Origin of the sequence: Streptomyces sp. NPDC005017, from assembly GCF_042873115.1 — a bacterium.
Taxonomy (GTDB): Bacteria; Actinomycetota; Actinomycetes; order Streptomycetales; family Streptomycetaceae; genus Streptomyces.
Genome location: NZ_JBIALD010000005.1, coordinates 292213 through 314035, shown reverse-complemented (window position 1 = coordinate 314035; position 21823 = coordinate 292213). Strand labels below are relative to the sequence as shown.

Annotated in this window: 16 protein-coding genes and 1 pseudogene; 12 read left to right on the top strand and 5 right to left on the bottom strand. The window is 71.2% G+C overall.

Translation table 11 applies throughout. From position 1 onward, the window contains the following. The first annotated feature begins 211 nt into the window (after nucleotides 1-211). The 6 genes from ACFYR0_RS10675 (at nucleotide 212) to ACFYR0_RS10650 (ending at nucleotide 8838) form a co-directional block, all read left to right on the top strand. Entirely contained in the window at nucleotides 212-1813 is a 1602-nt protein-coding gene (locus ACFYR0_RS10675) for a VWA domain-containing protein (RefSeq protein ID WP_389324482.1), read from the top strand. Nucleotides 1814-1945: 132 nt separating this feature from the next. Continuing rightward, nucleotides 1946-3658, top strand: coding sequence for a methionine--tRNA ligase (metG, locus tag ACFYR0_RS10670; RefSeq protein ID WP_389324479.1), 1713 nt, complete (start codon nucleotides 1946-1948; stop codon nucleotides 3656-3658). Nucleotides 3659-3755: 97 nt separating this feature from the next. Further along, nucleotides 3756-4121: a PH domain-containing protein gene (locus ACFYR0_RS10665; RefSeq protein ID WP_389324476.1), complete on the top strand. Its 366-nt coding sequence runs from the start codon at nucleotides 3756-3758 to the stop codon at nucleotides 4119-4121. An 88-nt stretch (nucleotides 4122-4209) separates the two neighbouring features. Beyond that, the gene (locus ACFYR0_RS10660; RefSeq protein WP_389324473.1) at nucleotides 4210-7326 is read left to right on the top strand and encodes an FG-GAP repeat domain-containing protein; all 3117 of its coding nucleotides are present in this window, start codon (nucleotides 4210-4212) and stop codon (nucleotides 7324-7326) included. Between the two features lie 424 nt (nucleotides 7327-7750). Continuing rightward, entirely contained in the window at nucleotides 7751-8620 is an 870-nt protein-coding gene (locus ACFYR0_RS10655; RefSeq protein WP_389324470.1) for a helix-turn-helix domain-containing protein, read from the top strand. Further along, nucleotides 8617-8838, top strand: a complete 222-nt coding sequence (locus tag ACFYR0_RS10650) for a hypothetical protein (RefSeq protein WP_389324467.1) — start codon at nucleotides 8617-8619, stop codon at nucleotides 8836-8838. Before ACFYR0_RS10655 ends, ACFYR0_RS10650 begins: the two co-directional genes overlap by 4 nt. 74 nt (nucleotides 8839-8912) lie before the next feature. On the opposite strand, the gene aspS is transcribed toward ACFYR0_RS10650, so the two are convergent. After that, complete coding sequence (gene aspS, locus ACFYR0_RS10645) at nucleotides 8913-10676, bottom strand: aspartate--tRNA ligase (RefSeq protein ID WP_389324464.1); 1764 nt, start codon at nucleotides 10674-10676, stop codon at nucleotides 8913-8915. 175 nt (nucleotides 10677-10851) lie between these two features. Between aspS and ACFYR0_RS10640 the strand changes: the two genes are divergently transcribed. After that, nucleotides 10852-13014 (top strand): SpoIIE family protein phosphatase, encoded by a 2163-nt coding sequence (locus ACFYR0_RS10640; RefSeq protein WP_389324461.1) that lies wholly within the window; start codon nucleotides 10852-10854, stop codon nucleotides 13012-13014. On the opposite strand, the gene ACFYR0_RS10635 is transcribed toward ACFYR0_RS10640, so the two are convergent. The 3 genes from ACFYR0_RS10635 to ACFYR0_RS10625 all read right to left on the bottom strand — a co-directional run bounded on the left by ACFYR0_RS10635 (nucleotide 12948) and on the right by ACFYR0_RS10625 (nucleotide 15981). After that, the gene (locus ACFYR0_RS10635) at nucleotides 12948-14042 is read right to left on the bottom strand and encodes an AI-2E family transporter (RefSeq protein WP_389324458.1); all 1095 of its coding nucleotides are present in this window, start codon (nucleotides 14040-14042) and stop codon (nucleotides 12948-12950) included. The two genes, ACFYR0_RS10640 and ACFYR0_RS10635, sit on opposite strands and share 67 nt — an antisense overlap. Nucleotides 14043-14196: 154 nt before the next feature. Next, the gene (locus tag ACFYR0_RS10630; protein WP_389324455.1) at nucleotides 14197-15177 is read right to left on the bottom strand and encodes a pirin family protein; all 981 of its coding nucleotides are present in this window, start codon (nucleotides 15175-15177) and stop codon (nucleotides 14197-14199) included. A gap of 330 nt (nucleotides 15178-15507) precedes the next feature. Continuing rightward, the gene (locus tag ACFYR0_RS10625; RefSeq protein ID WP_389324452.1) at nucleotides 15508-15981 is read right to left on the bottom strand and encodes an SseB family protein; all 474 of its coding nucleotides are present in this window, start codon (nucleotides 15979-15981) and stop codon (nucleotides 15508-15510) included. A 153-nt stretch (nucleotides 15982-16134) separates the two neighbouring features. Between ACFYR0_RS10625 and ACFYR0_RS10620 the strand changes: the two genes are divergently transcribed. From ACFYR0_RS10620 to ACFYR0_RS10610, 3 genes are all read left to right on the top strand, one after another. Then, on the top strand, nucleotides 16135-17961 hold the full coding sequence (locus tag ACFYR0_RS10620) for an acyl-CoA dehydrogenase (RefSeq protein WP_389324631.1): 1827 nt from the start codon (nucleotides 16135-16137) through the stop codon (nucleotides 17959-17961). A gap of 131 nt (nucleotides 17962-18092) precedes the next feature. After that, nucleotides 18093-19391 (top strand): M18 family aminopeptidase, encoded by a 1299-nt coding sequence (locus ACFYR0_RS10615; protein ID WP_389324450.1) that lies wholly within the window; start codon nucleotides 18093-18095, stop codon nucleotides 19389-19391. 87 nt (nucleotides 19392-19478) lie between these two features. Continuing rightward, nucleotides 19479-19733, top strand: a complete 255-nt coding sequence (locus ACFYR0_RS10610; RefSeq protein ID WP_389324448.1) for a DUF6458 family protein — start codon at nucleotides 19479-19481, stop codon at nucleotides 19731-19733. Between the two features lie 19 nt (nucleotides 19734-19752). On the opposite strand, the gene ACFYR0_RS10605 is transcribed toward ACFYR0_RS10610, so the two are convergent. Further along, entirely contained in the window at nucleotides 19753-20145 is a 393-nt protein-coding gene (locus tag ACFYR0_RS10605) for a cupin domain-containing protein (protein ID WP_389324446.1), read from the bottom strand. 87 nt (nucleotides 20146-20232) lie between these two features. Here ACFYR0_RS10605 and ACFYR0_RS10600 point away from each other — a divergent pair. Together ACFYR0_RS10600 and ACFYR0_RS10595 are read left to right on the top strand one after the other, a co-directional pair. After that, nucleotides 20233-21223: pseudogene (locus ACFYR0_RS10600) on the top strand (GlxA family transcriptional regulator). Then, nucleotides 21220-21714: an LURP-one-related/scramblase family protein gene (locus ACFYR0_RS10595; RefSeq protein WP_389324443.1), complete on the top strand. Its 495-nt coding sequence runs from the start codon at nucleotides 21220-21222 to the stop codon at nucleotides 21712-21714. The pseudogene ACFYR0_RS10600 and the gene ACFYR0_RS10595 overlap by 4 nt, the downstream one beginning before the upstream one ends. Nucleotides 21715-21823 lie beyond the last annotated feature (109 nt).

The following is a 21823-nucleotide window of genomic DNA, read 5'->3' as shown; positions in this document are numbered from 1 at the left end:
GCACGTTTGTGCGCGCGCGGGGACTCAGAGTGAACTACCGGTGAACGCGACACATCCGAACTGCAGTTGGAGTAACCGGCGCACTCCGGCGTGCGTCCCCGCCGGGACGGGGTACGCCCCTCCCCAAGATCGCCACGAGGTCCCGCTAACCTTACGTGTCCGTCCTGGCCAGGGATCTAACGGACATCAACTCGCGCGAAGGGTTGCACTCATGGGCATTCTCACTCTCCTGCGGAACGCATTCGGCCGGTCACGCAAACCCGAAACCGCCGACGCCGAGAACGCGACCCCCGCGCAGCCGGCCACCCCCCAGACCTCCACGGTCCCCGAGCCCCGCACGGCCCCGGAGTCCCACACGGACACCGACGCCGACGCCTCGGAACACGAACTGGTGTCCGCGGCCTTCGACAACGTAACGGTCCCCAAGCCAACGGACCCACAGCCGGCAGAGACCCCCGAGCCGGTCACGGCCGAGGAGCCGACGACTGAGCCCGACCCCGCCGCAGCCGAGGAGCCGGAGCCGGTCGCGGCCGAGGAGCCGGAGCCGGTCGTCGCCCAGGAGGCGGAGCCGGTCGTCGCCGAGGAGCCGGAGCCCGCCGCCGCCGAGGAGGCCGTCGAGGAGCCGGCCGCCGAACCCGAGCCCGCCGTCGCCGAGGAGCCGACGACTGAGCCCGACCCCGCCGCAGCCGAGGAGCCCGCCGTAGCCGAGGAGGCCGTCGAGGAGCCGGCCGCCGAGCCCGAGACCGCCGCCGCCGCCGAGGAGCCGGTCACCGCCGAGGCGGCCGTCGAGGAGCCGGTCGCGGCTGAGGAGCCGGTCGCCGAGCCCGAGCCGGTCGCGGCCGAGGCCCCCGCCCCCGAGGCCGAGCCCGCCCCCGAGACCGAGCCCGAGTTCGAGCCGGACCTCGAGGCGCTGTCCGAGATCGTGGCAGTGGTCGAGGCGGAGGAGACGACCCCGGAGCCGGCGGCCGCCGACGGCGAGGACGAGGCACAGGGGGCACAGGAAGCCGACGACGAGACCCGCACGGGTGGTGCGGGTGGGAACGAAAACCCGGCCGAAGGCGAAGCCGAGGCCGAAGAGCCCAAGGCCGAGCCCAAGGCCGAGGCCGAAAAGCCCACCCCCGCGGCAGCGGACCCGGAGGTCACCCCCCAGCCCGCGGCAGCGGACCCGGCGGCGACCCCCGACATCCCCAAAACCCTCCTCACCGCCTACAACGCCGCCCACACCACCCTCACCGCACACCACCTCACCGACACCACCGCCAAGATCTACCTCGTCCTCGACCGCTCCGCGTCCATGCGCGGCTACTACAAGGACGGCTCCGCCCAGGCCCTCGGCGACCAGACCCTCGCCCTCGCGGCCCACCTCGACCCCGAGGCCACGGTCCACGTCGTGTTCTTCTCCACCGAGCTCGACGGCACCACCGACCTCACCCTCGCCGACCACGAGACCAAGGTCGACGACACCCACGCCGGCCTCGGCCGCATGGGCCGCACCAGCTACCACGCCGCCGTGGAAGCCGTCCTCGCGCACCGCGCGAAGACCGCCCCCACCACGCCCGCCCTGGTCGTCTTCCAGACCGACGGCGCCCCGGACGCGAAGACCCCCGCGACCCAGGCGCTCACGGACGCCGGGAAGAACCACCCCGACGTCTTCTTCTCCTTCGTCGCCTTCGGCGAGCACGACAACAAGGCCTTCGACTACCTCCGCAAGCTGAAGACGGCCAACACCTCGTTCTTCCACGCCGGCCCGACCCCCCGGGAGCTCACGGACGCCGAGCTCTACACCGGCGTACTGGCCGGCTGGAAGCCGTAAGGCACCGCCCGGAACCACCCGGACAACCCCCGTGGCCGCCCCTTCCCACCCCTCAGAAAGGGAAGCGGGCGGCCCACCCGTTTCGGCTACGATTTCAAGGTTCGCAAAACAACCGACCTGGGAGCAGCCGGCATGGCTCGACACCTCATCACCAGCGCCCTTCCGTACATCAACGGGATCAAGCACCTGGGCAACATGGTGGGGTCCATGCTCCCGGCGGACGTGTACGCCCGGTACCTGCGCCAGCGCGGCCACGAGGTGCTGTACATCTGCGCGACGGACGAGCACGGCACCCCCGCCGAGCTGGCCGCCAAGGAGCAGGGCCTCCCGGTCGCGGAGTTCTGCGCGCAGGCGCACGACGCGCAGAAGGCGGTCTACGACGGCTTCGCGCTGGCCTTCGACTACTTCGGCCGCAGCTCCAGCGCGGAGAACCGCGAGATCACCCAGCACTTCGCCCGCAGGCTCCAGGAGAACGGCTTCATCGAGGAGCGGGCGATCCGTCAGGTCTACTCGCCCGCCGACGGCCGTTTCCTGCCGGACCGCTACGTCGAGGGCACCTGCCCCCACTGCGGCTACGACAAGGCCCGCGGCGACCAGTGCGAGAACTGCACCCGCGTGCTGGACCCGACCGACCTGATCAACCCCCGCTCGGCGATCTCGGGCAGCACGGACCTCGAGGTCAGGGAGACCAAGCACCTCTTCCTGCTCCAGTCCAGGCTGCAGAACGAGGTCGAGGCCTGGGTCGCCCGCCACGAGGACGACTGGCCGCAGCTGGCCTCCTCCATCGCCCGCAAGTGGCTGACCGAGGGACTGCACGACCGCGCGATCACGCGTGACCTGGACTGGGGCGTCCCCGTCCCGGCCGACACCTGGCCGGAGCTGGCCGCCGAGGGCAAGGTCTTCTACGTCTGGTTCGACGCCCCGATCGAGTACCTGGGCGCGACGAAGGAGTGGGCCGACGCCACGGGCGGGGACTGGAAGTCCTGGTGGTACGACGTCGACACCGACGTCCGGTACACCCAGTTCATGGCGAAGGACAACGTGCCGTTCCACACGGTGATGTTCCCGGCCACCGAGCTCGGCGTGCGCGAGCCGTGGAAGAAGGTCGACTACGTCAAGGCCTTCAACTGGCTGACGTACTACGGCGGCAAGTTCTCCACCTCGCAGAAGCGCGGCGTCTTCACCGACCAGGCGCTGGAGATCCTGCCCGCCGACTACTGGCGCTACTTCCTCATCGCCAACGCCCCGGAGTCGGACGACTCGTCCTTCACCTGGGAGCACTTCACGGCCACGGTGAACAAGGACCTCGCCGACACCCTCGGCAACTTCGTCAACCGCGTGCTGTCCTTCTCCCGCAAGCGCTTCGGCGACGACGTCCCCGCGGGCGGCGAGCCGGGCGAGGCGGAGGCCAGGCTGGGCGAGGAGATCGCCCGGCTGCTCGCCGAGTACGAGTCCCAGATGGAGGCCCTCCAGTTCCGCAAGGCGGCGGCGGCGCTGCGCGCCCTGTGGTCGGCAGGCAACTCCTACCTGGAGGAGAAGGCCCCCTGGCTGGAGATCAAGACCGACCAGGACGCCGCGGCCCTGACCCTGCGCACGGCGATGAACCTCATCCACCTCTACTCGGTGGTCTCCGAGCCCTTCGTCCCGACGACCGCGGCGGCCATGCGCCAGGCCTTCTCCCTCGCCGACGACACCGCGTCCTGGGTCTCCGAGGACGAGGCGAAGTCCCTGTCCTCCGTCCCGGCCGGGACGCCCTTCACCGTGCCGCCGGTCATGTTCGCCAAGCTGACGGACGACGACCTCGCCGCGTACAAGGAGCGCTTCGGCGGGGAAACAGCCGCGTAACAGCCCTTCTCGGACCCCTCACCCACCAGGTATATCTGACCATGATCACCCCGGCCGACCGAGGCCGGGTGACATCGAGTGGGGGGTCCCTCTTTCCATGGCGCTTTTCGGCAACGCACACCCGATCGACCCGGCCCAGGCCGCGCAGGACTACGCCAGGCTGCTCGGGCAGGGCGAGACGGTGCACGCCGCCTACCTGCTGATCCGTGACACCATCCTGTTCACCGACCGCCGTCTGATCCTGGTCGACAAGCAGGGCATCACCGGCAAGAAGGTCGAGTACCACTCGGTCCCGTACCGCAGCATCACGCACTTCGCGGTGGAGACGGCCGGCACCTTCGACCTCGACGCCGAGCTGAAGATCTGGGTCTCCGGCACCCAGCTGCCGATCACCAAGACCTTCACCAAGGGCGTCGACATCTACGAGGTCCAGGCGATCCTCACGCAGTACGTCGCGCGGTAGGCAGGCCTCTCGATCCCGGTGGTGTAGGCCCGCGTTAGGATTCGCCCACTTGTGCGAGAGCGGAGACTCTCGCGGGGAGGGTTCTCACGTGGGCAGACACGCCCTGAGACGGGGCGGCCAGGCCGCCGCCGTCTGTTCGCTGGTGGTCGCGGTGGCCGCGTCGTCCCTGTTCGTCCTCTCGTCGGAGGACGGCGAGGCCGCCGAGACCGCCGCCGGCACCACCGGGATCACACTCACCGATCCCAGCACCACCGCGGCACGCACCGAACGCCCCTACGTCGTGGGCGACACGGGCTTCCTGCACCGCCACGCGGGCAAGGACGGCCTGCTGTGGACCGACTACGCCACGGGCCGGACCGTCACGGTCGGGGAGGCGTCCGGCGTCTACACGCCGGACACCGCGTGCGCCACCGTCGACTCGGCCTGCCGCGACGCCTGGTACGGCTCGGACGGCGACACGATCGCGCTGCCGAGGACCGCGTCCGACGCACAGGCCACGCTGTGGGACCCGGCCACGGGCACCACCAGGACCGTCGAGTGGAACGCCCAGGACCACGGCTACTACCGTGCCCTCGCCGGCGACACGATCCTCACGACCTCGGCCCTGCTGGACGAGGTCGACGGCGCCTGGCGCACCCGCCCCGTCGGCGGTGACTCGACGAGCGTGCGGAGCACGGACGTACGCGCCGCGGACTCCTCCGGTGTGCTCGTGGCGGACGGCAACTACGGGCTCGCCTACATCGACGTCGAGACGGCCGTGGCCACCACGGCGTTCACCGACACCTCGTACATCCCCAAGACCGTGATGAGCGAGGACCGCGTCGGCTGGTACGACACCTACAGCGGCTATCTGCACCTGAAGTCCCGCAAGGACCTCGCCGCACCGGAACAACGGGTCGAGGTGCCCGAGCTGGCCGGCGGCCTCGACGGCGAACCGGTCCTGGTCGGCGACTGGGTACTGCTGCCGCGCTATGTGAGCCCGACCGTCACCCGACTCCTCGCGGTGAACCTCACCGACCCGTCCGTGAAGCAGACCCTGCTGGCGAGCGTCGGCGAGTACGCCCTCGCGGGCGGTGACGGGGAGGCGCTCGTCAGCGGCGGCACGGCCATCACCGACCGGTGGGTCCAGCGCGTGACCCAGGCCGCGGACGGGACGCTGAAGCTGGAGAAGCTGTACCGGTCCCCGGCCCTGGAGAACGCCAAGACCGGCATCGCCCTCAGCCGCGGCAGCCTGCGCGTCGCCGAGGACGACCCTGCGAGCACCACCACGGACACCTCGTCCGTACGCACGCTCTCCACCAACGGCTCCACCGTGCTGACGGCCTCCGCCGCCACGGAGAGCGGCGCGATGTACGAGCCCGTCTGCCCGTACCCCGGCACCACCTGCTCGGCGCTGTGGGGCGGCCTCGACGGCGAGGACGTGTACCTCGACACCAACGGCGGCACCGACGAGGGCGAGAACGGCGGCGACGACCGCCTGCGCGCCCTCGGCGGCCACTACCTGGACTACGGGACGCGGGGCGGCGCGATCGTCGACGTCTCCGACGACTACGCCGTCTACGACTCGGGCGGCGCGACGCCCACGCAGTACGTCGGCCGGCTCGGCTACGGCCAGCTGGTGAAGCGGTCGGTGCGCGCCGCCGCCCTGAACGGCCCCACCCTGTGGAGCCCCGGCACCCTCGGCAAGCTCTCCTCGTACAGCCTCGTCGAGATGAGGACGCTCGCCACCGTGACCGTCCCGGGCCTGGCCTGTGTGCCGAGCGAACTCCAGGCGGCGGGACGCTGGGTGTACTGGGCGTGCGGGACCGCCTCCGCGGGCGTGTACGACAGCAAGGCGGGTACGGCTAGGGCCGTCGCCCCCGGTGACGTGCTGCTCGGCGACGGCTTCACCGTCCGCCACGACCACGCGGCCGACGAGCTGGTCCTGACCGACGCGGCCACCGGCGCGACCCGCGTCGTCGCCTCCGGCCTGCCCGACAGCGGGCTGCCCGTGGACCGCCGCTACCGCTGGACGGTCGACGAGTACACGGGCCTGGTGGCCTGGTTCGACGGCTACGAGCGCACGCAGGTCGTCACCACCGGCATCGCGCCGTCCGCGACCACGGCCTTCCGCGCCGAGACCGAGTCCTACGCGCAGCCGTCGAACGCGACGCCGTGGACCGGCGAGTGGCTGCTGTCGCGTCCGGTCACCTCCTGGTCCCTGGCCTTCACCTCCGTCCAGAGCGGAGCGAACGGCAAGGCCACCCGCACGCTCACCGGCGGAGCGACCGCGGCCCATGTCTCCGCGCGGTGGAACGGCCTGGCGACGAACGGGCTCCGCTTCCCCAACGGCTGGACCACCTGGACGCTCAGGGCGACCGGTGTCGGAAGCACCGCCGCGAACACGGTGACCACGGGCAAGGTCTTCTTCCAGGGGGGCATGCCGGTCCGCCGTGACTTCGTCAGCGCCGACGGCACCGACGGCCGCGGCGACCTGCTCACCCTCACCACCTCGGGTGCCCTGACCTTCCACGCGGGCACCGGCACGGGCAGGGTCGGGGAGCGGACGACCGCCACCGGCTGGCCCTCGACCGTCACGGCCGTCCCCTTCGGCGATCTGAGCGGCGACCGCTGCAACGACGTCCTGGTCCGGCTGAGCAGCGGGGCCCTGCGGCTGTACAAGCCGGGCTGCAACACGGCGCCCAGGACGTCGACGCCGTACACGACCCTGGCGACCGGCGGCTGGACGACGTTCGACGTGCTCACCTCGCCCGGCGACGTCAGCGGCGACGGCCTCCCGGACCTGATCGCCCGCAAGGCGAGCACGGGCGCGGTGTACCTGTACAAGGGCCTGAGCACGGGCAGGCTGTCCACCGCGGTGCTGCTCTACTCGGACTGGCGGACCTACAAGAAGGTCGTGGGCGTCGGCGACGTCACCGGGGACGGCCGGGTCGACCTGATCGCGCAGGACAAGGCCAACGCCCTCTACCGCTACGACGGCAGGGGCAACGGCACCTTCGGCGCCCGGGTGAAGCTCTCCGCCGGCTGGGGCGGCGCCTACAACGTGGTGGTCGGCGTCGGCGACCTCACCGACGACGGCCACGCCGACCTCGTCGCCCGCGACACCGGCGGCACCCTGTGGCGCCACTCCGGCACCGGCAGGGGCACGTTCTCGGCGGGCGTGAAGCTCGGCACGGGCTGGAGCGGCTACAAGTCCCTCTCCTGACCGACCACTCCACCGAAGGCGCCCGGAGGCCGACCTCCGGGCGCCTTCGCGTGCCCGTCCCGGAGCACGTGCGGTGCGCCGGATCCCCGAGGATGCGGTCCTTCACCCTCGCGAAACGGTCTGGGCCGAACTCACCCTCCCGGCCCCGAAATCACCGAAGCGTGACGCCCCACACCCCGGTCCGACCTGCGCTCCCTATGAAGCACCCACTGGGGAGAAAGCACCCCACCAAGCCCCACCCCTCCCTCCCGCCGGGCAAACTCACTCCCGCGAGTGAATATGCCCAACTGGACTGGATTCGGGACCGGTTGCCTGCCTTACGCTCACCGCAGCAAGACACACACCCCCCCAGACATGGGACGGCCCCCGCCGGGACTAGCGATCCCTGCGAGGGCCTGACCACCGAGGAAGAGGCAACTTCCCGATGGATACCGAAAACCCTAGCGCGCCCGCGTCCACCCGGTCCCGTATCCCGGGCAAAAACCACCCCCATGGGCGCCCGAACTCCGGCGTGATCCACGACAACGTCCGCCTCACCGAGAACTTCACGGTGATCGGCAACGACCTCGCCCAGCACCGGGAGCTGTCGCTGCTGGCGATCGGGCTGGGTTGCCACATCCAGTCCGTGCGACCGGGCACGGCGATCGACATCAAGAGCCTCGCCGCTCGCTTCCCGGAGGGCCCCACCCGTATCGCGGCGGCGCTCCGCGAACTCGAAACCCACGGCTACCTCCGCCGTAGCCGCTTGCGGGCACCGACCGGGCGGATCGTCACCCGCACGGTCTCCAGCAACAGGCCGGGCCACAGGCCCGCAGCCGACACCCCCGACAGGCCCGTCCGACGCGCGGCACCGGACGAGCCGCCCCCTCGCAAGCGACTGCTCCCACCCGTACCGATGCCCTCGTTCACATCCCCCGAGCTCCTCCAGACGGCCGTCGACGTCCTCGCCGGCCTCCGCCGCCACGACCCCCGCCTGCTCCTCTCCGCCACGGACGCCGAGCACCTCGCCCCCGGCGTCGCCGCCTGGCTGGAGCGCGACCTCACCCCCACCGCCGTACGCCGCGCCCTCACCGAGAACCTGCCGCTGGAACCCCTGATCCGCCCGGCCGCCCTCCTGGCCCACCGCCTGACCGCCCAGTTCCCACCGCCTCCCCCGTTCCGGCCCCCGGTCCCACCGGCCCCGGAGCCCAGACACCCCCTCCAGACCTGCGACCGCTGCGACCGCGCCTTCCGCGCACCAGAACCGGGCCGCTGCCGCGACTGCCGCCCCACCCCAGGAGAACCCGCCCCATGACCAACGCTCACCAGGGCGTGCCCCACCTCTTCAGAGCGATGCGAGACCTCCTCGAATCGATGGACGACACCGTCCCCGGCAAGTTCGAGATCACCAAGCACGGGATCGTCCACGACATGCCGACGCCCGTAGGGCAGCACGAACTCACTGTGCTGCGTCTCCGGAAGCGCCTTGAGCAGGTGATGCCGCAGGCCATCGTGGCCCGGGTGAGCCGGTAGCAGGTCTCTGAGGACGGGCCCGGGAAACGCGAAGGCGCCCCGGACCCGAGGTCCGGGGCGCCTTCGCGGTCGCCCTACTTCGCCTGCGGCTTGCGCACCGACAGGTGCAGTTCCTTCAGCCGGGCCTCCTCCAGCTCCGTCGGCGCGCCCATCATCAGGTCCTGGGCGTTGCCGTTGAGCGGGAAGGAGATGGTCTCGCGGATGTTCGGCTCGTCGGCCAGCAGCATCACGATGCGGTCGACGCCGGGGGCGATACCGCCGTGCGGCGGGGCGCCGAAGCGGAACGCGCGCAGCATGCCCGCGAACTTCTCCTCGACGGTCTCCCGGTCGTAGCCGGCGATCTCGAAGGCCTTGAGCATGATCTCGGGCTCGTGGTTCCGGATCGCGCCGGAGGACAGCTCGACGCCGTTGCAGACGATGTCGTACTGCCAGCCGAGGATGTCCAGCGGGTCCTGGGTCTCCAGGGCCTCCAGGCCGCCCTGCGGCATGGAGAAGGGGTTGTGCGAGAAGTCGATGGCGCCGGTGTCCTCGTCCTTCTCGTACATCGGGAAGTCGACGATCCAGCAGAACCGGAAGACGCCCTCCTCGAAGTGCCCGGCGCGCTTGGCGGCCTCGACACGGACCGCGCCCATGATCTTCGAGACCTCGTCGAAGTCGCCCGCGCCGAAGAACACGGCGTGACCGGCCTCCAGGCCGAGGCGCTCGGTGAGGACCTTGACGTTCTCCTCGGTGAGGAACTTGGCGATCGGGCCGGACAGCGCGCCGTCCTCGCCGACGCGGACCCAGGCCAGGCCCTTGGCGCCCTGGGAGACCGCGAAGTCACCGAGCTGGTCGAAGAACTTGCGGGGCTGGGCGGAGACGTCCGGCACCGGCAGGGCACGCACGTGCTTGCCCGCGAAGGCCTTGAACTCGCTGGCCTCGAACACGTCGGTGATGTCGACGAGCTCCAGCCGGGCGCGCAGGTCCGGCTTGTCGGAGCCGTACTTCAGCATCGACTCGCGGAACGGGATGCGCGGGAACGGCGAGGTGACGTGGCGGCCGCCGCCGAACTCCTCGAACAGCTCGGTCATGAGCCGCTCGATCGGCTGGAAGACGTCCTCCTGCTCGACGAAGCTCATCTCGACGTCGAGCTGGTAGAACTCGCCCGGCGAGCGGTCGGCGCGGGCGTCCTCGTCGCGGAAGCAGGGCGCGATCTGGAAGTAGCGGTCGAAGCCGGAGATCATCAGCAGCTGCTTGAACTGCTGCGGGGCCTGGGGGAGGGCGTAGAACTTGCCCGGGTTCAGGCGGGACGGCACGACGAAGTCGCGGGCGCCCTCGGGGGAGGTGGCGGACAGGATCGGCGTCGCCATCTCGTTGAAGCCCAGCGCCGTCATCTTGTGGCGGATCGCGGAGATGACCGCGGTGCGCAGCATGATGTTGCGGTGCATGCGCTCGCGGCGAAGGTCCAGGAAGCGGTACTCCAGGCGCCGCTCCTCGTTGACCCCGTCCTCGGCGTTGATCGTGAAGGGCAGCGGGGCGGCCGCGCCGAGCAGCTCGACCTCGCCGACCTCGACCTCGATCTCGCCCGTGGGCAGCTCGGGGTTGATGTTCTCGGCGCCGCGGGAGACGGCCTTGCCGTCGATACGGAGGGTCGACTCCTTGGAGATCTTGTCCAGGGCCTCGTACGCCGGGGTACCGGGACGGGCGACCAGCTGCGTGATGCCGTAGTGGTCGCGCAGATCGATGAAGAGGATGCCGCCCAGGTCGCGCCGATTGTGCAGCCAGCCGCTCAGCCGGACGTCGGTGCCGACGTCAGAGGCGCGGAGCTCGCCGCAGGTGTGGGACCTGTACCGATGCATCGTCGTTCATCCAGCCTTCGTGGATCGGGGGCATGTTTCACGTGAAACACACCCAGGGTACCGGGCACGCGAAGATCGGCTTCCTCTATTAGGGGCCGGGTGCGGGAGATGCGCGGCGGGCGGCCGGGACACCCTTCGGTGGCAGGATGCGAACACTCTTTCCTAAAGTGGGGCAATGCGCACTGGTGAGCCCCTGCCCGCCGTGGAGCAGGTTCTCGCCTCTCTCGCGACCGGCCTGTGGCACTGGGACACGTCGACAGGCCTGGTCAGACTGGACGCGGAGGCCGCCCGGCTGCTCGGGCTGCCCGCCGAGGAGGCGACGCTCACCGAGCCCCAGGTGCGGGCCCGGCTGCATCCGGTGGACTGGAACGAGATCACCGGCGTCGTGCAGCTCGCGGCCGCCGAGAGCACCCTCGCCGAGGTCCGCATCCGGGTCATGGACGAGCAGGGCCGGATCGTCCGGATCGTCCGCAGCCGCTCCAAGCCCTCGTTCGACCGTCAGAAACGGGCCTACGAGCTGATCGGCACCCTCCAGGAGGTCACCGAGCCGCTGCCGGGCACCTCGGTGAACCGGAGCACGGTCACCGGCGACTGGCGCCGCTCGCGCGAGGCGTTCCTGCTGGACGCGGGCCGGGCGCTGGCCGAGGCCCGGTCCACCGCCGAGGTGCTGCGGGTGGCGGCGGCGCTGTCGATGCCGGGGTTCTCCCCGGACGGGCTGGCGGTGTTCGGCGTCTCGGGCGACCGGCTGACGGTCATCGGCCACCACGGGCACCGGCCCGGCGACGAGGGCCCCTTCGCCCACATGTCCCTGGACACCGCCTACCCGGCCGCCGACGTGGTGCGCACCGGCCGGGCCGTCTATCTGCCCTCCCCCGACGAGTACGGGCGCCGCTATCCGCTCACCTGGCCGCTGGCCCAGCAGTTCGGCCGCCAGTCGTGGGCGTTCCTGCCGCTGACGGTCGCCGGGCGCACGATCGGCGCCTGGATGGCCGCCTTCACCTACCCGGTGGCCTTCACCCCGGACGAGCGCTCGGTGCTGACGACGGTGGCCCGGATGCTCGCCCAGGCCCTGTCGCGCGCCGGGGCCGCGGAGTCCGAGCGGGAGCTGACCGACGGCCTCCAGCGCTCGATGCTGCCCACCCTGGGCCCGGAGATCCCGGGCATGTCCGTGACGGCCCGCTACATCCCGACCGGCGGCGGTCTCCAGGTGGGCGGCGACTGGTACGACCTGATCCCGCTGCCCAACGGGCGGATCGCGCTGGTCATCGGGGACGTCCAGGGGCACGACGTACGGGCGGCGGGGCTGATGGGGCAGCTGCGGATAGCGTTGCGGGCGTACGCCTCGGAGGGGCACCGCCCCGACGCCGTGCTCTCCCGTGCCTCCCGCTTCCTGCACGGCATCGGCCACACCGGCGACGACCCCGCCGACGTGCGCTTCGCGACCTGTCTGTACGTCGAGGTGGACCCGGTCACCGGAGTGGTGGAGGCGGCCCGCGCGGGCCATCTGGACCCGGTGATCCGGATGCCGGACGGCACGGTCCTGGTCCGGGTCACGGCGGGCGGGCTGCCGCTGGGCATCGACCCGGACACCGACTACCCGACCACCCGGCTCGCCCTGGAGCCGGGCGAGATCATGATGATCTGCACCGACGGCCTGATGGAGACCGGCGGCCACGACCTGGACACCGGCTGGACCCGCATCCGCCGCATCCTGGAGGAGCACGACGGCGACCTGGACGAGCTGGCCGAGCTCCTGGTGCAGGCCGTGCACGGTCCGTCCTCGCACCACACCACCGGCCCGCTGGCCGACCGGCGCGAGGACGACATCGCCTTCCTGCTGCTGTGCCGCCAGGGCGAGGGCTGCGGGTGCGGGGACGCCGTGGCCGTACGGGCTCCGGTGCGGCGCACCATGCTGACGGTGGCGCAGGCCGAGCCGGAGCGGATCGCGGTGGCCCGCCGGCATCTGCGGGACCTGCTGCACGACTGGGCCTCCCAGGACCAGCTCGACTCGGCGGTCCTGCTGATGTCGGAGATGCTGACCAACGTCCTGGTGCACACCGACGCCGACGCGCTGCTGGTCGCCGAGGTCACCGGGCAGGACGACCGGCGGCGGCTGCGGGTGGAGGTCACCGACACCAGCGACGACCTGCCGCACAAGCGCCACCCCGGCGAGCTGGCCTCCTCCGGACGCGGCCTGGTGCTGATCGAGCTGCTCGCCGACGCGTGGGGCGTCGCGCCGCGCGGCGAGGGCAAGAGCATCTGGTTCGACCTCTACGAGGGCGACGGTTCCGGGGAGCCCGGCGAGCCCGGGGGTTCCGACGGCTTCCCCGGGGCGTAGCGCGCCCGGAGCTCGTGCAGCACACCGAAGGCCGCGGCCGTGACCGGCACGGCCAGCAGCATGCCGAGGATGCCGGCGACGGAGGCACCCGCGGTGATGGTGACCATGACGACCGCCGGATGCATCTGCACGGTCCTGCTCTGGATCACCGGCTGGAGGACGTGCCCCTCCAGCACCTGCACGGCGAGCACCACACCGAGCGCCCACAGCGCGATCACGAAGCCCCGGTCGGCGAGCGCGACCAGCACGGCCACCGCCCCGGAGACGAACGCGCCGAGGTAGGGGATGTAGGCGCCGACGAGCACCAGCGCACCGAGCCCGAACGCGCCCGGCACGTCGAGGACGAGCAGCCCCACGGTGATGCAGACGGAGTCGATGAGGGCGATCAGGGTGGTGCCGCGCATGAACCCCTCGACGGCCTGGAAGGCCCGCCGCGCCATGGCCTCCAGGACGTCCCCGCCACCCTTCGGGGCGAGCGAGCGCAGGGTGGCGGCGGCCATGTGGGAGTCGCGCAGGAAGAAGAAGACCAGCAGCAGGGCGAGCACGGCCATGGCGATGGTCTCGCCGACCACGCTGACCCCGCTGATCACCCCGGAGGCCGCGGTGCTGCCGAAGCGGGACAGCAGACCGCGGGCGTTGGAGGCGATGTCGTCCAGGGAGGTGCCGGCCGCCCCGAAGTGCTCGGCGATCGACTCGGCCGCGTCCCTGAGGGAGGCGGTGATCTGCTCGCCGGAGTCGATGAGCGCGGCGACGACGATGTAGACGGCGCCGCCGACGACGGCCACCACGGCGACACAGGTCAGCGCTGCGGCGAGGGACCGGTGGACATGCGCCCTGACCAGCCGCCGGTGGAGGGGCCGGAGCAGGGCGGTGCCGAGCAGCGCGAGCAGCACCGGCACCACGGCCGTCTTCAGCTCCACGCACAGCCGCACGACGACCCAGCCGACGCCCGCGACCAGCAGGACGAGCGCGCACCAGGCGGCGACCCGGCGGGCGGGGCGGGGCAGCAGGGCTGCGGAGTCCGGCATCCTCCCAGCGGATCACGCCACGGGCGGGCTGTCCTGCGCGGACGGCCCGCCCGGGTGAAGGGGACTGACGAGACGTCAGAGGTTCGGGTCCGGGGCGCTCACCTCCGGACCCTGGAGCGCTCACACCCCGGACCCTGGTGCTCCCGGCGACCGGTCAGGCGCCCTCGGGGCCCTTCTCGTCCATGCCGTGGACCGCGGGAATGGTGCCGAGGCGGCCCTTCTGGAAGTCCTCGAAGGCCTGGACGAGTTCGTCCTGGGTGTTCATCACGAACGGGCCGTAGTGGGCCATGGGCTCGCGGATCGGCCTACCGCCCAGCAGGACGACCTCCAGGTCCGGGGTGTGGGAGTCCTGCTTCTCGTCGGCGCGGACGGTCAGCGAGGAGCCAGGGCCGAAGACCGCGGTCTGGCCGAGGTGGACCGGGCGGCGGTCGGTGCCGACGGAGCCGCGGCCCGCGAGCACATAGGCCAGCGCGTTGAAGTCCTCGCGCCAGGGCAGGGTGATCTCCGCGCCCGGCGCCAGGGTGGCGTGGAGCATGGTGATCGGGGTGTGGGTGACGCCCGGACCGGCGTGCCCGTCCAGCTCGCCGGCGATCACGCGGAGCAGCGCGCCGCCGTCGGGGGAGGTCAGCAGCTGGACGCTGCCGCCGCGGATGTCCTGGTAGCGCGGGGCCATCATCTTGTCGCTCGCCGGCAGGTTCACCCACAGCTGGAGCCCGTGGAAGAGGCCGCCCGACATCACCAGGTGCTCCGGCGGCGCCTCGATGTGGAGGAGGCCCGAGCCGGCCGTCATCCACTGGGTGTCGCCGTTGGTGATGGTCCCGCCACCGCCCTGCGAGTCCTGGTGGTCGAAGATCCCGTCGATGATGTAGGTGACGGTCTCGAAGCCACGGTGGGGGTGCCAGGGGGTGCCCTTGGGCTCGCCAGGCGCGTAGTCCACCTCACCCATCTGGTCCATCATGATGAACGGGTCCAGATGGCGGTAGTTGATCCCAGCGAACGCGCGGCGCACCGGGAAGCCCTCGCCCTCGAAGCCGCTGGGCGCGGTGGTGACGGCGAGCACGGGACGTGCCACGGCTTCGCCCGGCGCGGCCACGCGGGGCAGAAGCAGCGGGTTCTCGACGGTCACTGCAGGCATGTCGGTACCTCCTTGTGCTCCGATTTTAGTTGAGTGTTGAACTTCCTGCCACCTCGGAACGAAGAATGCCCGGAGGGAATTCCCTCCGGGCACCCGGTCAGGCCGATACTCGACGGCGCTCGGCTCAGCCCCCGCACCTCCCGCGGCCCGGGCAAGAGGCGCCACGAGGCGCCGGCGGGGTGATCGGGCCGCGCCCGCACCGCCGCCGGTCCCCCACGCACCGCCTGTCGCAGAAACGGCGGGAAACGCCCCCCGCAGCGCCGGTTCCAGCGGCGGGGGCACGAACCGCGGAACGCCCGACAGGGGCGGGACCGACCGAAGGGACCGCCGTCAGCCGTACATCCGGCGCATGGCGAACTCGACCATCTGCTCCACGGCCTTGGCGTCGAACACCATCCGGTGCTCACCCTCCATGTCGAGGACGAAGCCGTAGCCGGTGGGCAGCAGGTCGATCACCTCGGCGCCGGTGATGACGAAGTACTTGGACTCCTTGCCCGCGTACCGGCGCAGCTCCTTCAGCGAGGTGAACATGGGGATCACCGGCTGCTGGGTGTTGTGCAGGGCGAGGAAGCCAGGGTTGTCACCGCGTGGGCAGTAGACCTTCGAGGTCGCGAAGACCTGCTGGAAGTCCTCCGCGGCCACCTGGCCCGTGGTGAAGGCCCGCACCGCGTCGGCGAGGGAGGGCGGCGACGGCTCGGGGTACAGCGGCGGCTGCTGCCCGTACCCGCCGGGCATCTGCTGCTGCGACGTGGCGTACTGCTGCTGGGCAGCGCCCCCGTCCATCGGCTGGCCGTATCCGTACATGGGCGCAAGGGTACCGAGTAGACCCTTCTCACACTCGGCCCCATGGGGGTTGCGTCTTATTACTGACGGGTAGCATCATCGTAGACACTTGCTGGTACGTGAATCAGTCGCGAGGAGTCAGTGCCTCGCCGATCCCTCTACGGAGCCGTCGCCATGGGGCACTACAAGTCGAATCTCCGCGACATCGAGTTCAACCTCTTCGAAGTACTCGGGCGCGACAAGCTGTACGGCACCGGCCCGTTCGAGGAGATGGACACCGACACCGCCAAGAGCGTTCTGGAGGAGCTGACGCGGCTCGCCGAGAACGAGCTGGCCGAGTCCTTCACCGACGCCGACCGCAACCCGCCGGTCTTCGACCCGGAGACCAACACCGCGCCGGTCCCGCCGTCCTTCAAGAAGAGCTACAAGGCCTTCATGGACTCGGAGTACTGGCGTCTGGGCCTGTCCGAGGAGATCGGCGGCACCACCGCCCCGCCGTCGCTGATCTGGGCGTACGCGGAGCTGATCCTGGGCTCGAACCCGGCCGTGTGGATGTACTCCTCGGGCCCGGCGTTCGCCAACATCCTCTTCGAGGAGGGCAACGAGGTCCAGAAGAAGATCGCCCGGATCGCCGTCGAGAAGACCTGGGGCTCCACCATGGTCCTCACCGAGCCGGACGCCGGTTCGGACGTCGGCGCGGGCCGCACCAAGGCGGTCCAGCAGGAGGACGGCTCCTGGCACATCGAGGGCGTGAAGCGCTTCATCACCTCCGGTGAGCACGACATGGAGGAGAACATCCTCCACTACGTCCTCGCCCGCCCCGAGGGCGCCGGCCCCGGCACCAAGGGCCTTTCCCTCTTCCTCGTCCCGAAGTACCTGTTCGACTTCGAGACCGGCGAGCTGGGCGAGCGCAACGGCGCCTACGCCACCAACGTCGAGCACAAGATGGGCCTGAAGGCCTCCAACACGTGCGAGATGACCTTCGGTGACCGCCACCCCGCCAAGGGCTGGCTGATCGGCGACAAGCACGACGGCATCCGCCAGATGTTCCGCATCATCGAGTTCGCCCGCATGATGGTCGGCACGAAGGCGATCTCCACGCTCTCCACCGGCTACCTGAACGCCCTGGAGTACGCCAAGGAGCGCGTCCAGGGTCCCGACCTGGCGAACTTCATGGACAAGGCCGCCCCCAAGGTCACCATCACGCACCACCCCGACGTGCGCCGCTCGCTGATGACGCAGAAGGCGTACGCGGAGGGCATGCGCGCCCTCGTCCTCCACACCGCCTCCGTCCAGGACACGATCGCGGTCAAGGAGGCGAACGGCGAGGACGCCAAGGCCGAGCACGCGCTGAACGACCTGCTCCTGCCGATCGTCAAGGGCTACGGCTCCGAGAAGGGCTACGAGCAGCTCGCCCAGTCGCTCCAGACCTTCGGCGGCTCCGGGTTCCTCCAGGAGTACCCGATCGAGCAGTACATCCGGGACGCCAAGATCGACACCCTCTACGAGGGCACCACGGCGATCCAGGGCCAGGACTTCTTCTTCCGGAAGATCGTCCGCAACCAGGGCGCGGCCCTGAACGGCCTGGCCGAGGACATCAAGAAGTTCCTCGCGGTCGGCACCGGCGGCGACGAGCTGGCCGGCGCCCGCGAGCACCTGGCCAAGGCGGCCGTCGAGCTGGAGGCCATCGTCGGCCTGATGCTCACCGACCTCGCCGCCACCGAGCAGGACGTCAGGAACATCTACAAGGTGGGCCTGAACACCACCCGCCTGCTGCTGGCCTGCGGTGACGTGGTCGTCGGCTACCTGCTGCTGCGCGGCGCGGCCGTGGCCGCCGAGAAGCTGGCGTCGGCCTCCGCGAAGGACAAGGCGTTCTACACCGGCAAGATCGCGGCGGCGAAGTTCTTCGCGGCCAACGTCCTGCCCGGCGTGACCCTGGCCCGCAAGGTCTCCGAGAACGTCGAGCTGGACCTGATGGAGCTCGACGAGGCCGCGTTCTAGGCACCCGGCGGGCCGGTTCCGGCCCGGCCTTTCCGATCTGTCCGGACACGTCCGGCAGCCGGTCCACGTCCTGACGAGGGCCCGCTCCCCAACAAGGGGAGCGGGCCCTCGTCCGTCGTTAAGGTGAACCCATGACCCAACCCCCCCGCAGCGACCACAGTCACACCGACGACCTCATCGCCTTCCTCACGGCCAGCCCGACGCCGTACCACGCCGTGGCGAGCGTGGCCGAGCGGCTGGAGAAGGCAGGGTTCCGCCAGGTCGCGGAGACGGACGCCTGGGACGGCACGAGCGGCGGCAAGTACGTCACGCGCGGCGGCGCCGTGGTCGCCTGGTACGTCCCCGAAGGAGCGGCGCCCCACACGCCGTTCCGGATCGTCGGCGCGCACACCGACTCGCCCAACCTGCGGGTCAAGCCGCAGCCCGACACCGGGTCGTTCGGCTGGCGGCAGGTGGCCGTGGAGATCTACGGCGGACCGCTGCTGAACTCCTGGCTCGACCGCGATCTGGGCCTGGCCGGCCGGCTGACCCTGCGGGACGGCTCCACGCGCCTGGTCAACGTGGACCGGCCGCTGATGCGGGTGCCGCAGCTGGCGGTCCACCTGGACCGGTCGGTGACCTCGGAGGGGCTCAAGCTCGACAAGCAGCGCCACCTCCAGCCGGTGTGGGGGCTCGGTGACGCCGTCCACGACGGCGACCTGATCGCCTTCATGGAGCAGGAGGCCGGCGTCCCGGCCGGCGAGGTCGTCGGCTGGGACCTGATGACGCACTCCGTGGAGGCGCCCGCCTACCTCGGCCGCGACCGCGAGCTGCTGGCCGGTCCGCGGATGGACAACCTGCTGTCCGTGCACGCCGGTGTCACCTCCCTGACGGCCGCCGCGGCGAGCGGGGCCGGCCTCACCTCCATCCCGGTGCTGGCCGCCTTCGACCACGAGGAGAACGGCTCCCAGTCGGACACCGGCGCCGACGGCCCGCTGCTCGGCGGGGTCCTGGAGCGCTCGGTCTTCGCCCGCGGCGGCTCCTACGAGGACCGGGCCCGCTCCTTCGCCGGCACCGTCTGCCTCTCCTCCGACACGGGCCACGCCGTACACCCCAACTACGCCGAGCGGCACGACCCGACGCACCACCCCAAGGTCGACGGCGGCCCCATCCTCAAGGTGAACGTCAACAACCGCTACGCCACCGACGGTTCGGGCCGCGCGGTGTTCGCCGCGGCGTGCGAGAGAGCGGGCGTGCCCTTCCAGACCTTCGTCTCGCACAACTCCATGCCCTGCGGCACCACCATCGGCCCGATCACGGCCGCCCGGCACGGCATCCGCACCGTCGACATCGGCGTGGCGATCCTCTCCATGCACAGCGCCCGTGAACTGTGCGGCACGCAGGACCCCGCCCTCCTGACGCGGGCTCTGACGGCGTTCCTGGAAGGCTGATCCGCCCCTCCCAGGTGTTCGATCGAAGGGTCCGGGTACCCGGATCCTTCGAACACACAGGGCATGTCTGGGAGGGAGGCAGGTGGGATGGGCCTCGGAGGCTGCATCATCCTGATCGCCGTGGGAGCGATCCTCACGTTCGCGACGGACTGGGACATGAAGGGGGTGAACCTCGACGTGGTCGGGATCATCCTCATGGCCGTGGGCCTGATCGGCGTCTCGACGTTCAGCAGCATCGCCCGGCGCCGCCGGGTGGTGGTGCCGCCGGCGACGCCGGTGGTCGAGGACGACCCGCACCGCCGCCACCACCGCGACGGCTACAGCGACGGCTACGGCGTGTGAGCCGGCCGGGCCGCGCGCGTCAGCCGAGCGCGTGCCCGGTCGTCGCGTCCACATGGTCAGGGACCTCCTCGTGGCGGTCGCCGACCGTGGACGTGCCGGTGGGCTCCAGCAGGAGGATCTCGGTGGGCACGGGCGCGTAGGGCTTGTGCTCCGTGCCGCGCGGCACGGTGAAGACGGAACCTCGCGGGAGTCTCACCGTGCGCTCGCCCGCCTCCTCGCGCAGGGCGATGTGCAGTTCGCCGGCGAGGACGAGGAAGAACTCGTCGGTGTCGTCGTGGACGTGCCACAGATGCTCGCCCTCGACCTTGGCGACCCGGACGTCGTAGTCGTTGACGGTCGTGACGATGCGCGGGCTCCACACCTGCGAGAAGGACGCGAGGGCGGTGGCCAGGGATACGGGTTCGTAGGTCATGACCCGATCCTGACCGCTGGTGCGCGGCCGCCGCGAGTGCTGGTAATCGCACAGCAAGGATCCTCTCAGTCTCCGCACCGGGTGGCGGTGATCGTCGATGAGGGGACGAACCCCTTCGAAGTGGGCGTCGCCACCGAGCTGTTCGGCCTGCCCCGGCCCGAACTGGGGCTGCCCGGACCGCTGTACGAGGTGACGCTGTGCACCCCGACCCGGTCCGTGCGCATGAACCACGGCTTCTTCACGATGACCGGCACCGCGGGGCTGGACGCCGTGGACACCGCCGACACCCTCGTCGTACCGGGCCGGCCCGACAGCGTCGTACCGCGCGGCGCGGCCGTCCTGGACGCCATCCGCCGCACCCACGCGCGCGGGGCACGGCTGCTGAGCTTCTGCACGGGCAGTTTCGCGCTCGCCGAGGCCGGGCTGCTCGACGGGCGCCGGGCCACCACGCACTGGATGTGGGCCGACGCCTTCCGCGCGCTGCATCCGCGGGTCCGGCTGGAGCCCGACGTGCTCTTCGTGGACGAGGGCGACATCCTCACCGCCGCGGGCAGCGCCGCCGCGCTCGACCTCGGGCTGTACGTCGTGCGGCGCGACCACGGCGCCGAGCTCGCCAACGCCGTGTCCCGGCGGCTGGTCTTCGCCGCGCACCGGGACGGCGGGCAGCGCCAGTTCGTGGAACGTCCGGTCCCGCAGATCCGTGACGAGTCCCTGGCCCCGCTGCTGGCCTGGGCGCAGGAGCGGCTGGCCGAGTCGCTGACAGTGGCGGACCTGGCCGCCCGCGCCGCGGTCTCCCCCGCGACCCTGCACCGGCGCTTCCAGGCCCAGCTCGGCACGACGCCGCTGGCCTGGCTGACGGGGGTGGGGTCCCCCCACGCCCTTGAGGCAGTGGGGGAGGGTCACCCTGGCCTGCCGTCTCATCGAGCGCGGCGAGGAGCGGCTGGACGTGGTCGCCCGCGAGAGCGGCCTCGGCACGGCCGCGAACCTGCGCGCGCACGTCCGGCGCGGGACGGGGCTCAGCCCATCGGCCTACCGGCGGCGTTTCGGACCGGCCGCGGGGGAACCCCTCGTGACATGAGATTTCTCGTGCGCGACCGGCTGCTCGGCTTCGGTGAGGACTACTGGATCGAGGACGACCACGGCAACAGGGTGTTCCTCGTCGACGGCAAGGCGATGCGCCTGCGGGACACGTTCGAGGTGAAGGACACCGAGGGGCGGGTGCTGATCGACATCCGGCAGAAGATGTTCGCCCTGCGGGACACCATGGTCATCGAGCGGGACGGCGAGCCGCTCGCCACGATCCGCCGCAAACGGCTCTCCCTGCTGCGCAACCACTACCGCGTCGCCCTCGCGGACGGCTCCACCGAGCTCGACGTCAGCGGCCGCATCGCCGACCGCGAGTTCGCGATCGAGTACGACGGGGAGCTGCTGGCCGTGATCTCCCGCAGATGGCTGCACGTCCGCGACACCTACGGCGTGGACGTCGTGCGCGAGGACGCCGACCCGGCCCTGCTGATCGCGGTGGCGGTGTGCGTGATCCACCTGGCGGAGAAGGACCGGGGGGACTGAACGGGGACAGAACGGGACTGAACGGGGGACCGACCCGCCCGGCGGCGCAGGGCCGGTCCGGCGGCGCGGGGCGGACCGGCGGCGCAGGGCCAGGGTCCGGCAACGGCGG

What these genes read in the sequence shown, in the direction of transcription:
- aspS (WP_389324464.1), bottom strand. Translation starts at nt 10,676, where the DNA reads ATGCATCGGTACAGGTCCCACACCTGCGGCGAGCTCCGCGCCTCTGAC.
- ACFYR0_RS10675 (WP_389324482.1), top strand. Translation starts at nt 212, where the DNA reads ATGGGCATTCTCACTCTCCTGCGGAACGCATTCGGCCGGTCACGCAAA.
- ACFYR0_RS10615 (WP_389324450.1), top strand. Translation starts at nt 18,093, where the DNA reads ATGACCCAACCCCCCCGCAGCGACCACAGTCACACCGACGACCTCATC.
- ACFYR0_RS10605 (WP_389324446.1), bottom strand. Translation starts at nt 20,145, where the DNA reads ATGACCTACGAACCCGTATCCCTGGCCACCGCCCTCGCGTCCTTCTCG.
- ACFYR0_RS10655 (WP_389324470.1), top strand. Translation starts at nt 7,751, where the DNA reads ATGGATACCGAAAACCCTAGCGCGCCCGCGTCCACCCGGTCCCGTATC.
- ACFYR0_RS10665 (WP_389324476.1), top strand. Translation starts at nt 3,756, where the DNA reads ATGGCGCTTTTCGGCAACGCACACCCGATCGACCCGGCCCAGGCCGCG.
- ACFYR0_RS10635 (WP_389324458.1), bottom strand. Translation starts at nt 14,042, where the DNA reads ATGCCGGACTCCGCAGCCCTGCTGCCCCGCCCCGCCCGCCGGGTCGCC.
- ACFYR0_RS10625 (WP_389324452.1), bottom strand. Translation starts at nt 15,981, where the DNA reads ATGTACGGATACGGCCAGCCGATGGACGGGGGCGCTGCCCAGCAGCAG.
- ACFYR0_RS10640 (WP_389324461.1), top strand. Translation starts at nt 10,852, where the DNA reads ATGCGCACTGGTGAGCCCCTGCCCGCCGTGGAGCAGGTTCTCGCCTCT.
- ACFYR0_RS10620 (WP_389324631.1), top strand. Translation starts at nt 16,135, where the DNA reads ATGGGGCACTACAAGTCGAATCTCCGCGACATCGAGTTCAACCTCTTC.
- ACFYR0_RS10610 (WP_389324448.1), top strand. Translation starts at nt 19,479, where the DNA reads ATGGGCCTCGGAGGCTGCATCATCCTGATCGCCGTGGGAGCGATCCTC.
- ACFYR0_RS10630 (WP_389324455.1), bottom strand. Translation starts at nt 15,177, where the DNA reads ATGCCTGCAGTGACCGTCGAGAACCCGCTGCTTCTGCCCCGCGTGGCC.
- ACFYR0_RS10650 (WP_389324467.1), top strand. Translation starts at nt 8,617, where the DNA reads ATGACCAACGCTCACCAGGGCGTGCCCCACCTCTTCAGAGCGATGCGA.
- metG (WP_389324479.1), top strand. Translation starts at nt 1,946, where the DNA reads ATGGCTCGACACCTCATCACCAGCGCCCTTCCGTACATCAACGGGATC.
- ACFYR0_RS10595 (WP_389324443.1), top strand. Translation starts at nt 21,220, where the DNA reads ATGAGATTTCTCGTGCGCGACCGGCTGCTCGGCTTCGGTGAGGACTAC.